7 protein-coding genes are annotated in these 13693 nt (G+C 36.0%); 5 read left to right on the top strand and 2 right to left on the bottom strand.

Features of this window, described 5'->3' with window-relative positions:
• The first annotated feature begins 203 nt into the window (after positions 1-203).
• From galU to COD92_RS07000, 5 genes are all read left to right on the top strand, one after another.
• Positions 204-1088 (top strand): UTP--glucose-1-phosphate uridylyltransferase GalU, encoded by an 885-nt coding sequence (galU, locus tag COD92_RS07020; RefSeq protein WP_098996012.1) that lies wholly within the window; start codon positions 204-206, stop codon positions 1086-1088.
• Between the two features lie 215 nt (positions 1089-1303).
• The gene (locus COD92_RS07015) at positions 1304-3865 is read left to right on the top strand and encodes a CDP-glycerol glycerophosphotransferase family protein (protein WP_255295262.1); all 2562 of its coding nucleotides are present in this window, start codon (positions 1304-1306) and stop codon (positions 3863-3865) included.
• Positions 3866-3890: 25 nt separating this feature from the next.
• Positions 3891-7310, top strand: a complete 3420-nt coding sequence (locus COD92_RS07010; RefSeq protein WP_098996010.1) for a CDP-glycerol glycerophosphotransferase family protein — start codon at positions 3891-3893, stop codon at positions 7308-7310.
• A 59-nt stretch (positions 7311-7369) separates the two neighbouring features.
• Positions 7370-9370, top strand: coding sequence for a DUF6270 domain-containing protein (locus COD92_RS07005; protein ID WP_098996009.1), 2001 nt, complete (start codon positions 7370-7372; stop codon positions 9368-9370).
• 81 nt (positions 9371-9451) lie between these two features.
• Positions 9452-11485, top strand: a complete 2034-nt coding sequence (locus COD92_RS07000) for a DUF6270 domain-containing protein (RefSeq protein WP_098996008.1) — start codon at positions 9452-9454, stop codon at positions 11483-11485.
• Between the two features lie 79 nt (positions 11486-11564).
• On the opposite strand, the gene COD92_RS06995 is transcribed toward COD92_RS07000, so the two are convergent.
• Together COD92_RS06995 and COD92_RS06990 are read right to left on the bottom strand one after the other, a co-directional pair.
• Positions 11565-12371, bottom strand: a complete 807-nt coding sequence (locus COD92_RS06995; protein ID WP_098996007.1) for an ABC transporter permease — start codon at positions 12369-12371, stop codon at positions 11565-11567.
• Positions 12368-13576, bottom strand: coding sequence for a CDP-glycerol glycerophosphotransferase family protein (locus COD92_RS06990; protein ID WP_483295670.1), 1209 nt, complete (start codon positions 13574-13576; stop codon positions 12368-12370). Before COD92_RS06990 ends, COD92_RS06995 begins: the two co-directional genes overlap by 4 nt.
• Positions 13577-13693: the final 117 nt, after the last annotated feature.

Raw genomic sequence — 13693 nt, 5'->3', positions numbered from 1 at the left:
AAAAAACTCTCAATTGACATCATAGCACAAATTTAAAAAAGTAGGAAAATGTCATAAATTTTGGGATTATTAAAAAGATATTAATTTATTTTAAGATGGGATTTCATTTCCAGAACAAATATTTACAACCCCTACATTTTCGTTTAGACTAAAATACGTCCAAAAGTGTAGATAAATTAATTCATTTGGAGTGGAGTATAAATATGAAAAAAGTACGAAAAGCAATCATACCCGCTGCTGGATTGGGAACACGTTTCTTACCAGCTACAAAAGCTATGCCAAAGGAAATGCTGCCGATTGTTGATAAACCAACGATTCAATACATTGTCGAGGAAGCAATTGCTTCTGGAATTGAGGACATTATTATTGTAACCGGTAAATCCAAACGGGCAATAGAAGACCACTTTGATAATACACCAGAATTAGAACAAAACCTACTGGAAAAAGAGAAATTCAAGTTATTGGAAGCTGTTAATTATGTTTCTAACCTGGCCGATATCCATTATATCAGACAAAAGGAGCCAAAGGGATTAGGACATGCCGTATGGTGTGCAAGAAACTTTATCGGTAATGAACCTTTTGCCGTTCTCCTTGGCGACGATATCGTACAAAGTGAAACACCATGTCTAAAGCAGCTTATTAATCAGTACGAAGAAACACATTCTTCTGTTATTGGTGTTCAAACCGTTCCTGAGGAAGAAACCAACCGATACGGTATTATTGATCCGGGTGCAAAACAAGGACGACGCTATCAAGTCAATAACTTTGTGGAAAAACCTAAAGCAGGAACGGCCCCGTCTAATTTAGCCATTATGGGCAGATATGTCTTAACACCTGAGATATTCAGGTTTTTAGAAAATCAAGAAACAGGAGCTGGCGGCGAAATTCAGCTTACGGATGCCATCCAGCATTTAAACAGCATTCAGCGTGTCTTTGCCTATGATTTTGAAGGAAAACGATTTGATGTTGGAGAAAAGATTGGTTTCGTTAAAACGACAATCGAATTCGCACTTCAGCATAATGACCTTCGCGGTGATGTACTCGACTTCTTAAACGAAGTTTTAAACAGAGAAAAGGTTTTGAAATAGCTCTTCTAGACCCTATTTCTAATGAGAAATAGGGTTTTTTTATTAAAGAAGGAAATAATAGAGCATACAAAGTAGGGTATGTCACTTTTGTAGAAATTAGTGGAAGACGAGAAAAATATTATCATTTCCTGTCGCATTAGATAGAATCATGTTAAAATATTTAGGGTTTCAACCATAGAGCGTGTTCGTAAAGGGGGGTTATTTTAGTGAAAAGTATGCAGTTATTGGATGTAGACTATAAAGACGGAGTGTTAACCGGTGTACTCCACAAAAACCCTTTAGAGGACCAAAATCTCACTTTCATCTTCTATAATCAAGAATTAAAGTGTGAAAAGCGATATCCTGCCCACGTAGTAGAAACCAATGAACAACATATTCAGTTTAAACTCCCTTTTCATTCTATTGATTTTCCAAATCCCAATGGCAACGTTAGCACATTCCGTATTTTTGTTAGTTTCAGCAATGGTAAAAACTACAAATTAACCATTTTATCAAAGCCCTTACTAAATAAAATCACCTATTCATGGTTTTCATTGATGGATCAACAAAAAATGGCCTTTTTTTCAACGAAGGGCAATAGACTTAGCCTTGTTTACGGAGAGGCATCTAAACTGCTGCTCCTTAAGAAGAGAGATAAAGCTATTATTAGTGATCTACAGTTTAATCAGCAAAAAATGGTTCTTTCTTTCTCTGTTAAGAGCCCATTTAAGCCCAAGACTCAGCTTGTGCTAGTGGAAAGAAGTTCAAAGACTGAATGGACGGAGAACGCACAACTCCAAAATGGGCGAATGGTAGTAGATTTACGTAACTTTTGTCAGGTTTATTATAATCAGACTTCGCGCTGGGATTTCTATCTAGAAGAGGTAAATGATCTTGGGGTGTCAGAGAGAAGGAAATTGGGGACCTATGACCAAGAAGTAGCAGCGAAGAGTAAAAGGTACTTCTTCTCAAGTAAAACATCTGGCGTAAACTTGCTTACACCTTACCTAACAGAGCACAACAGTCTCGCATTAGTCATTAATGAGGCGCACCATCTCGCTAACGAAAAAGTTCAGTCAGACGTCAAGATCTTGCAATTTAACATGAGAGGCAGCCGCATTAACGGGAAAGTTTATGTGAAGCTACCCGAGGTTCAATCCTTTCGGGTAAAATCTTTGATTTTAAAATATCGAAGCAAAACGGACCACATTGAGTACCCTTTTCCAATCATTGAACAAAAACAGACCCATTTAGATAGCTTTGTATTGTTTAACTTCGATATTTCCCAGCTTCAGCTTCAGAATTATTATTGGGACTTCTATCTGCTTGTGGATATTCAAGACCAAGAAACAATGATTCGGTTAAGGAATCCTGCAGATCTGGTCCGCAGGCGGGTTAATAATAAATCCGGCGAACAATCGTTTACGTACGAAAATGGATACTGGGTCCATCCGTATGTAACAGCGGCCAACACGATCGCTCTTCTGTATAAGGTAAAAGAGCAGCATGAAACATCATTGTTTTATTTTAAGGAAAAGCTGGCCTATTTTATCTATCACATTTTCAAGTGGTATGTTGACCGAAAAGACATCTGGCTTGGCTTTGAAAAATTTGCCGATAGTGCCCAGGATAATGGCTTTTACTTTTTCCAATATTGCTACCAACAAGGCAAGCATATGAATTTTTATTATGTCATTAAAAAAGATTCACCCGATTATGACAACCTCCAAGCGATGAGAGATAAAACCATTCATTATATGAGTTTTAAATATATGGTCTATATGTTTGCCGCAAAATTATTAATATCGTCAGAATCCAAAGGCCATGTCTACGATATTCGAGTCCAAAAGGGGCTGTTAAAAAAGGCGTTGGATCGAAAACGCCAAGTATTTTTACAACATGGTGTCATTGCTTTGAAGAGGGTTGATCAGGTATTTAAAAAGTCCAGCAAAGGGGCAGTTGATTTATTTGTCGTCTCTTCTGAGCATGAAAAAGAAATTATTAAACAAAATTTCGGCTATAGCGATGATGAAGTCATTATCACAGGCCTAAGCCGCTGGGATGTACTTACGGATCAATCCCAAGGGAAATCCACCATCCTTCTAATGCCGACCTGGCGTTCCTGGATGGATGACCTTCCTGAAGAAAAATTCATACTTTCGGAATATTACCGGCAGTACGAGTCATTGCTAAATTCCCAAGAACTTAATCAAACATTAGACCAGTATGATATTCATCTTAATTTCTTTATTCATCCAAAATTCAAGGCCTATATTGATAAGTTCTCGAGTGAAAATCCTCGAATTAAAATTTATCAATTTGGAGATATCCAATTGAATGAATTGTTAATGAAGTCATCCTTATTAATTACCGATTATTCAAGTGTATCCTGGGATATGTATTATCAGAAAAAACCGATCATCTTTTATCAGTTTGATTTGGATGACTACCTGAAGTATCAGGGTAGCTACATCGATATGGAAAAAGACCTGTTTGGTGACCGAGCCCATACCGTCGACGGTTTACTTTCCTTGATTAAGAAATATGCAAAGCGACAATTCAAAGAGGAAAAAACGTATGCTTTGATGCGAAAGAAATATCTCAAATATACAGACCGGCAAAATTCCAGCCGTATATATGAGGAGATTCTAAACCATAAGAAGCAGTTAGCCAAGAAAAAACGAGGCTTAGGCCTTTATGAGTCATCTCTTTTACGAACCATTTGGGCGTATTCTAAGAAAAATGAATTTTTCTTCCACTTCGCCAATTATATGAAAAATAAGTTAATTAGACGTTAAAACAGCAAGAAGGAGTGATCAATAAATGTCAGAGCCAATTAGGGTGTCTTCCTATGACATTAAAGAGCATTTATTAAGTGTAACCTTTAAAGACCCGTCCCCCTTTACCGATGAAGCATCCGTAACAGTGGAGATCGCGGAGCGAAAGTCCGGTTCACGTGTCAACTATCCAGTTGAGTTAGTCAAGATTGGGACCGAGACTGGTTTTTACTTGGATCTAAACCAAGTTCCCTTTCAATCAGAGGATAAAACAATTCTAGATGTATATGTGTATACATCCGATGATACTGCCGTTCGTCTGTACAAACCTGTTCCAGAATTAAAAGAACGTTCCATGAAGTATTTACAGACTCCATATCATATAAATCCGGAAAAGGTAGCGGTACTCTATTTAACGACCAAAAACGAGCTTTCCATTTTATATGGGAGTAAATCTGAGGTCTATAAAAGTTTTTGTACCTTTATTAATGATAAAACCTATGTTAAAGATGTAACCATAACGAATAACTCACTTGAATTAACATCAGGAATTCATTTTAACGAACTCGAGGACTTTTATTTTGTTATAAATAAAAGAAAAAGTAATGATAGTAAAGTCATCCGCTATCAATTACTCAATGATCATAGAATCACACTTGATTTAACGAGCAGAAAATGGAGCTTAAAATCACGATATGATTTATTCCTAAATATTAAAGTTGGTCGTGTGATCCAAACCTTCCGTGTTTTATTAAAAGATGACATTGTTCAAAATCAAAAATTCAACCTCGTTGACATCGGGGAAAAGTTTAAAGTACTTCCCTATATCACAACTAAAGGTGAAATTTCCTTTGTTGCTGTCGATCACTGGCTCTTCGATTATGAAAGAAGCACCAAAGAAATCCTAGATATTAACTATCATAAACTTACCGTTAATCAGGAGAAAATGACGATTCATTACAATCCAGAAATAATATCTGAATTTCTCGCTGACAGGGAATGGAGTTTAGAGATAAAGAGTACCAAAAATACGGATTCTCTATTAATCCATCCAGATTATTACACCATTTCTGATGATTCCTTAGAAATTGATTTAGCGAGAGCATTAGCTCCAAGCAAGTTCAATCTTAATGAAAAATGGGAATTCTATCTTAAGGCCTATAATCAGGAAGATGACCATTTAGAGATCTATAAACTTAAGAAACAAACGGTTTGGGCAGCTGGGGACAATCAACGATATTTCAAACCTGTTTCACTTAGCGATAAAATGAACGTCATTGTCTATATCTCCACCAAGAATGATCTTGGGTTGCTATTTGGCGATAAACTCACCTATCAAAAACTGATGTACACTAACATCAATTCGAATATTAGTATTCAAGACCTTCAATTCTTTGACGCAGGTATACAATTTAGGCTTAGTGATATCCCGGTTATTAAAATTGAAATGCTCCGGGTTACCCTTAAAGCAAGAAATAGCACGGATACTTGGGTAGTGGATATCGACCCTGCAACTGTGTTTGAAAAAGGTGTTATTACCCTTCATCTGGCGGAGTTTATTGACGCATACCAATATGGTAAATCAAGATGGGACATCCATATGGAAATTACCCATGGGAACATCATCGAGACTGGAAAAGTTGGATGTTTTTACGATGAACTGGCACCAAAGCATTTACGTTATTTTGCACCGATTGCGACCAGAGGTAACACCGTCTTTGTTCCCTATTTAACCGTTTATAATGAATTATCAATCGTTGTGAATGAAAAAACGAATGTCGATAATGAGCGGGTAGCTCCAAAGATTTCTTTAACCAATTTTCATATGTCCGGATCGAAAATCGTTGGGACAGCCGAAGTAGAGCTTGTGGATGTGGATCAGTTCGCCGTCAACAACATTATGCTAAAGTATCGAGGCAAAGCGGATGAAAATATTGAGTACGAACTGCCTGTAACAAGTTCAAAAAATAATGGCTCGAAAAGTGTCGTTACCTTTGAAGTTGACGTAGCCAACCATGAGTTCCAGCCATTTTATTGGGATATGTTCTTATTAATTGATCTTGAAGGTATGGTCTTCCCTGTTAAAATTAAAAATCCCACGAAACAAGTAAAGGAAGAAATCGATACAAAAATAACCGAGTACTCCTTTACCTATGATAATGGCTATTTTATTTACCCTTATATCTCAGGAGCCAACACATTAGCTCTTACGTATCGTGAAAAGCCAAGCTACGAAGCGAATGCTTTTAAAATCAAAGAAAATATCGCCTATTACACCTATCGTTTATTCCAAAAATACTTTGACCGAAAAGATATCTGGTTAGGGTATGAGAAATTCTCTGAGGGTGCACAGGATAATGGTTATTACTTCTTTAAATATTGCTATGAAAACAATAAAAAGAAGGACTTTTATTACATCATTAAAAGGGATTCACCCGACTACGAAAATGTTGCCCATATGAAAGATAAAGTAATTGAGTTCATGAGCTTTAAGTACATGCTCTATATGTACGCTGCCAAGTTATTGGTTTCATCGGAATCAAAGGGACATGTCTATGATATTCGGATTCAGAAGGGCAAATTGCTTCAGGCTCTAAAAAAGAAAAAACATGTCTTTTTACAGCATGGTGTTACAGCCCTAAAACGGGTTGATTACGTGTTTAGAAAAACTAAGAACAGTGCCGTCGACCTGTTCATTGCGACTTCTGATTATGAGAAAAATATTATTAAGAAATACTTTAACTATAACGAAGACGAAATCGCGGTTACCGGCTTTTGCCGCTGGGACGTCTTAGAAGATACCTCTGGTGAGGAAAAAGAGATCTTTGTTATGCCAACATGGAGAACCTGGATGGATGATCTCCCAGAGGAGCAATTTGTTGAATCCGATTATTATAAAAACTACGTAGGATTCTTCCGTTCGGAGCGTTTAAAGGAACTTTTAGCGAAAAGCGGGGTTAAACTCAGCTTCTATATCCATCCAAAGTTTAAAACCTATATCGATACGTTTAATGTCGATAACCAAAACATCAAGATTTACCAATATGGTGAGGAAAAGGTCAATAAACTTCTAATGGATTCTTCCATGCTGATCACGGATTACTCCAGTGTCGCATGGGAAATGTACTATCAGAAGAAACCGGTTGTCTTCTTCCAATTTGATGTAGATAAATACACTGCCTTTCAAGGAAGCTACTTGGATATGGAGACCGAGTTATTTGGGGATCGCGCCTTTACCGTCGACCAATTAGTGGATTCCGTAGAGGAATACATTAACAGAGATTTTCAAGAAAAAGAAGAGTTTGGCTCTTTACGAAGCAAGTACTTTAAATATGTGGATAAGAAAAACTGTGAAAGAACATATAAAGCCATTAAGGCCTTCATCAAGAAGTCAAAAAGTAAAGGTAATAGTGGTGGCAAAGGTAAAAGTCAAAGTAATGCTAAACCAAAGGGTAACAAGAAATAAGAAAGAATTCATAAGGGACAGGTTGTCTTTCCTGTCCTTTTCCTAAGGGAGTTGTGTTTATGTATAAAATAAAGGATCTTTCACTCGATACACACTTTATTACGATACATTTTTCTAGTGCCAAGCCATTAAGTGACTTAAAGGCAGAATTGCGGCTAAAAGATATGACACGATATGCGGTCAGTGCCTACAATGAGTATTTTGAAGCGGATGTTAATAGTGATGGGACCCAGCATGAAATTAAAATAGCCCTATCTTCATTAGCGGATCACTTTTCATTAATAAATTTAACAAAGCAAATTGTTTGGATTTATATTAATCATCAAGGCGAATATCGACAATTAAAGATTGAAAAGGATATCGCAGAAAAACTCAAGAAAATAGAAAGCGTTCACTATTGTCAAGTGGCTAAAGTCAACTTCACGAATAACAAAAATTCGCTTGGACTTAATATTACAAAGATTAATGTAACATGCAAAGTCAATAAACTGGATTTAGAAAAACAGCAATTATCTGTTCACTTATCACCGTTTAATTATAATGGCCATACCATTGATATTTCCAACCTTCAGGTAAAGAAGAGGATCTTTAAAGACATATTAATTTATCATCCAGGTATTCAATTGGAACCCATTGACCAAGGGGTGTATCGCCTTGACCTAGATGCTTTAAATACGCTTGAATATGATCAGGTTAGTAACCTAGATTTTATCGCTGAAATTATGGATAGAAACGTTTCTGTTGAACTGCCACTTTTCTTGGAAGACCAAGTTAAACTAGTCAAGTGTGATTTTAACGAGAATTTAAAATCGAAGCTGTATTCAACCGCTAAAAAGAGTCTATCCATTCGGGTCGAAAAGGTTTCCCCTTTTGTTGATGTAATGAATTATGAGTTGGATGGTAAAATCATTAACTTGCAGATTGATGTAAGTTCTCTGCATTCCGATACCCTGCAAGCTGGTTTGTTTCGACATACTCAAGCCTTAAATGACATTGAATATACTTTATATAAATCGCTTCTTACTAGTGAAGTTCAGAATGGAACGTTGTCTTTACGGCTAGATTTAGGCGAGCTTTTCTCAGAGGTTACGGCCAATTATACACAGGACTACTCTATCGCTTTATACGATCATCCTTCCTCCGATGTAATTGTCGAACTTCAGTTGCCAGAGAAAATTGTTCACAAAGCATCAACTACTAAATGGATGATTTCCTTTACATTAGAAAAGGGAATAAAAATAACTGTAACTCCGAAAACAAAGAATCCGGTGAGAATCAGTATTTTGGGTAGTTGTTTTTCAAGGGCTGCTTTTAATAGCTCAAATCCCTTCTTTAATCCGGATTATAAATCTTACTTTAGTCTCGATTATTCACATTTCTGGATATCATTAATTAGTGCTGTCGGACCAAAGATTCCATTTGATGTCACCAAATATACGGATGTGCCGGAAAAAGTTCTTGATAATATCCGAAAGGAATATGAAAAAACGACTTTTGAAGATTTACAAAAGGTTCAATCCGATTATATTGTTCTAGACTTTTTTGTGGATGCTGTTCATGGGGTGAGACGACTTCCGGACGGACGATTTTTAGGACAAAACGGAGATATGCATAGTTCCTATTATTACAAACACAAACTTTTAAAAGAGACTACCCAATTTGACTTTAGGCATCCAGACTTCTGGGATACCTGGAAAAAGTCATGTGATGAATTCATTACACGATTAGAAAAAATTATGGATTTAAATAAGGTGATTCTCAACATTGGCGGATTATCAGATCCTTACTACAATGAAAATCGTGAATCATCCAGCTTTAGTAAGGACAAAAAATTCACTTCAACCGAGATTAACTTTATTAATCACACTTGGGAAAGAATGAATAATTACTTCTTAACAAAGGTGCCAGGTGCTAAGGTCATTGACTTAACCCAATATAATTATTATGCAAGTTTAGATTATCCATATGGCGGCAGTGGACCGCACCATTATGAGAGAAATTATTATAAAACGTTCCTCGGAGAATTGGCGAAAGTCGTTCTAATGGATAGACTACAATAGATATAGACAGAGAAATAAACATAGATATAGACAGAGAAATAAACATAGACAGAGACAGAGAAATATTCGAAGGGGCAAAGGGTGAATAAAGTGTTTCAGATCAACAAGCTTCAAATTAATGAGGGGAAGCTTCATTTTTTATTTTCTGCAGAGACCGGAAATGATCCGATTGAGGTCTGCTTCGGCTTACGTGACAATGAGCGCTGGGGCCTGCTGGAACGTCATCAAGAGGTATTACTTGCTCCCAATAAGCATTCGGGAGATTTCGAGTTAACAGTAAATATTACAGATATTATCAACCAGTTTGAACATCTATCTGGGAAAAGAAATGTCATTGACATTCTCATCAAACACAACAATAAATATCATAAGCTATACATTAAACCGAACATGATTGAATATATAAACAGCAAGCAAATCTCTAATATATCGCCTTTGCTCGATATAAAATATTATGTAATATCCAAGGACTCCTTAGGCATTCAAGTGTTGGCTAAGAACATTAAGCCTATATTGAAAGAACTGCAATTTGACAATGACAAAGTGAAGTTCCAGATTACAGCGCTTTTAAATAATGGACCCTCGAATTTTAGTGGACATAAACTATATGTTAAGCAGCGTTCCGTTGCGAGTACCACTCAAACTTATAATGAATGGGATTCCGTTTTTGAAGACGAAGCAAACTCCTTTACATTAAATGCAAATAGTTTATCCGGGTTCAACTTGGGAGAAAAAGAAATTTTTGATCTCTATGTGGAGTACCAATGTAATAATTTTTCCATACAGGTTCCATTAAATATCGGTGACATTCAGGTGGGCGTCAAAAAGTGGTGTTTAATAGAGGATATCTATGAAGTTTCTTTGCTAAAAGGGGTAACTGGAAATCTCTCCATTCGAACCATCCAGAAAGAATTATCCGTTAATGTAAATGACATAGCTATTAATGATGAAAAACTTACCATTAAACTTCAGAATCCTAATGGAGATTCTGAACAAAGTACATCTAAGCTGCAAATTAGAAGTTATCTAAATGGAATGCAAAACAAGGATACGATTTTATATTATGAAAAAACCGTGTCTAAAGATTTAACGATCACCGTCAATCTCAAGGAGCTATTTGGAGATTTTACGTCAACCTTTAAAAGAACCTACAAGGTATTTTTAGAATATAACAATCAATTGTATAAGCTAAATAAATTCGACTTTCAAGAAGCTTTAACCATTGAAAATACCTCTGTCCAATGTTCTTTTGATGATACACTTATCCTTAAAGCGATGATCATTGATACAAAACCAGTTCCAATTGCGGTCATGGGGACCTGTTTTTCAAGGTCTTCATTTAACTCTGCTGACTATTTTAATCCAGATTATAAGAAGTATTTTAATGTATCCTATAGTTATTTTTGGCCATCCATTATCGGCTTAGCGAGTGATCCACTGCCTTATGACCCTAGTTGGTTTAAGGATGTCTCTAATAAAAAGTTATTGGAAATTGAATGGGAGTTTTTAAAGAACTGGGATAAGGCATTACGGGATTCAGGCGCGGAATATCTATTACTTGATTTCTTTGTTGATGCCATGCACGGTGTTTTACAGTTTGGTCCCAATCAATATTTAACACGGAATTTATACACAAGAAAAACAAATTACTATAATACAACGCTGCTTAAAGAAGGAAAAACGGTTGATTGTTTTCAGCCTGGATATTTTGAATTGTGGACAAAGTCTTTTGATTCGTTTATTGAAAAGATCAAGGACATCATCCCGGAGGAAAAAATTGTCTTAAATTTAGCTCTCCTTACTGACCGCTTTTATGACATGAATGGTGGCATTACATCGTTCTTTGATAGTAAGCATATTACTAAATCAAGGTTTATCCATGTAAACAACATATGGACGAAAATGAACAACTATTTCTTAGCCAAGCTGCCAAACGCTAAAGTGATAGATATGTTAAGGTTCGGTTATATTGGACAGGCTGATGCACCAGCGGATTTGGTTATATTAGGCCCGCATCATTTTGAAACTGGCTATTATAAATCGGTTGTTAACGAATTAAACAAAATCATCAGTATCGATTCTAGGCTTCCTAAGCCAAGCAAGATTGGCTTGTAATTCTATAAAAAGACGAAAACTCACCGAGATGCGGTGAGTTTTCTTTATAATACTACAAATCTTCAAATACTATATCTCATTATAAGTAATCTACAAACCGCTCCTTGAACCTCACATGAAGACTGGAACCTAATAATAACAAGACAAACACGAGCACCCAAAAATAGAGGGTATATGCTTGGTTTTCAACAAAATACCAACCCGTCCCAAGCAAAGCCGAACGGTAGCCCTCAACAATATAATAAACAGGGTTTAATTTCATAATATTGATAATATATTCAGGCATATTCTGGTTGGACCAAAGAATCGGTGTGACATACATCAGGACCCTTACTGTTGCCTGGACAACCATCTGCACATCCCGAATTATCGTTGATAATGTTGATGTGATCAATGATATTGCGAGAAGTAATAATAGATTGGCCACAATATAATATGGCAGTTGTATAAAGTATAATGTCGGTGTATAACCGTATATCGCTAAGATGACCATAATGATTCCCACTAGGACGAGATGGAGATAAAACTTCGATGTAATCACAAAAGTGGGAATCACACTCATCGGGAAGTTCATTTTTGCAATGATTTTAATTCTTGAATAGACTGATTTAGAACCTTGGAGAATGGACTGAGACATAAAAATCCAAACAATAAAGCCCGTAAGCATCCACGGTAGATATTCAATTCCATCAACAGGCTTTCCTCCCCTAATCCCAAAACCAAAAACAAACCAGTAGATTGCTACGAGAATCATGGGATTGAGAACTTCCCACAGCATACCCAAATAATGACTGTTATTACTGCTCTTTAGTTCAAAAAGGGATAAGCGGATAATTAAATAAATATTTGTAATGTTTTCTTTAATAACCTGAATTAATGATTTCATTCTGTTGCCCTTTCCAAAAAAACACTTTTTACAACTCTTTCGGTTGAAACACCATTTTCGAGATGACAGAATTCCTTGTGAAACCTTAATAATGTTTCTGATGGGGCGTCCCCTGTTAAATCCACCTGTTTTATTGCCTTAATTAACTGATCCGTCGTCTTAACTAACGGGCCAGGTGCATCCTTTTCAAAATCAAAATAGAATCCTCTTAATTTATCCCGATACGTATCTATATCATAAGTATAAAAAATAATCGGCCGTTTCAAACATAAATAGTCAAAGAATACTGAGGAGTAATCGGTGATCAGTAAATCACTTATGATATAAAGCTCACGAATATCATCATGAGCAGAGAAATCAAAAACAAAGTCCTTATATGTAGATACATCAATTTTATTGGCAATTAAATAATGCAGCCTTAATAATATCACATACTCTTCCCCTAGAGAGCGCTTAAGCTGATCAAAATCGATATTTAAGGTAAACTTATATTTCCCAATGGCGTAATATTCATTATCCCGCCAAGTTGGGGCATATAAAATCACCTTTTTATCCTTGGGAATCCCAAGTGTTTCTTTCATCTGATTTATATATTCCTTTGTACTAAGATTTATTAAGAAATCATTTCGAGGATAGCCAGTTTCTAAAATTTTTCCTCGGTCATATTTAAAAGCGCGTTCGAAAATGGTGGTGGAATAAGTATTTGGAGAAATTAAATAATCCCAATTACGTGCTTCCTTGTAGAAACTATTTATGTACATCTCAGTGGTTGTTCCTGGCATATGGACTTCCTCCATATCACCAGCTAATTTCTTAAGCGGGGTTCCATGCCACGTCTGAAGGTAAACGGTATGATTGGGCTTTCTAATCCAATAAGGCATTCTGCTGTTAATCACCCAATAATGTGCCCGCGGCATTACGAAGAGCCATTTAATTGAAAGGCGATTTATTGTCGGAATGTTTAATTCCTGAAATGTTTGTTTATACCTTTTATTAATACTCCACAGTAATTCATACTCTGGAAGATGGTCCCTTATATATTCATAAATCGCCCTAGGATTATCACTATATTGTTTGCCGAGAAAACTTTCAAATATAATCAAGTTTTTTTTGACCGGCAAAAAACCAATTATGTTGAACAAAATATGATAAATCCTTTTTATGATAACCCCTGGTTTTTTCATTGCTTTAAAAAGCTTTCTCAAAATACAACCTCCATATTGCCTCTGTGCAAATATTTAGTAGGAGATACAATGCCATTGATACGATTAGTTTTCACAGCTGATGGTCATATTATTAATATAAATAGCTATCTTGTCTAA

The sequence above is a fragment of the Bacillus sp. AFS037270 genome (assembly GCF_002585305.1).
Note: the sequence above shows the minus strand (reverse complement) of the source record. Positions and strands in the feature narration are given on the sequence as shown.